The sequence below is a fragment of the Escherichia sp. 93.0816 genome, assembly GCF_013368855.2.
Classification (GTDB): domain Bacteria; phylum Pseudomonadota; class Gammaproteobacteria; order Enterobacterales; family Enterobacteriaceae; genus Escherichia; species Escherichia ruysiae.
The window spans coordinates 1-358 of sequence record NZ_JABWNC020000091.1 but is presented as its reverse complement, the minus strand read 5'-3'; the positions used below and the strand labels follow the sequence as shown (position 1 = coordinate 358).

The window sequence follows — 358 nt, the reverse complement described above, 5'->3', positions numbered from 1 at the left end:
CTTGCGTTGTTCAGTGTTTCAATTTTCAGCTTGATCCAGATTTTTAAAGAGCAAAACTTCGCAGTGAACCTTTGCAGGTACACTCTGAAGTATTTTTTATTTAATCACTACAGAGATGGTGGAGCTATGCGGGATCGAACCGCAGACCTCCTGCGTGCAAAGCAGGCGCTCTCCCAGCTGAGCTATAGCCCCATAACATGTAGTTAAAACCTCTTCAAATTTGCGGTGCAAATTTGGTAGGCCTGAGTGGACTTGAACCACCGACCTCACCCTTATCAGGGGTGCGCTCTAACCACCTGAGCTACAAGCCTGTAGAGGTTTTACTGCTCATTTTCATCAGACAATCTGTGTGAGCACT

2 tRNA genes are annotated in these 358 nt (G+C 46.1%); both read right to left on the bottom strand.

Annotation, left to right across the window (positions count from 1 at the left end):
• Positions 1-116 precede the first annotated feature (116 nt).
• Positions 117-192 (bottom strand) — tRNA-Ala (locus HEM79_RS22415).
• A gap of 42 nt (positions 193-234) precedes the next feature.
• Positions 235-311 (bottom strand) — tRNA-Ile (locus HEM79_RS22410).
• Between the last annotated feature and the right edge of the window lie 47 nt (positions 312-358).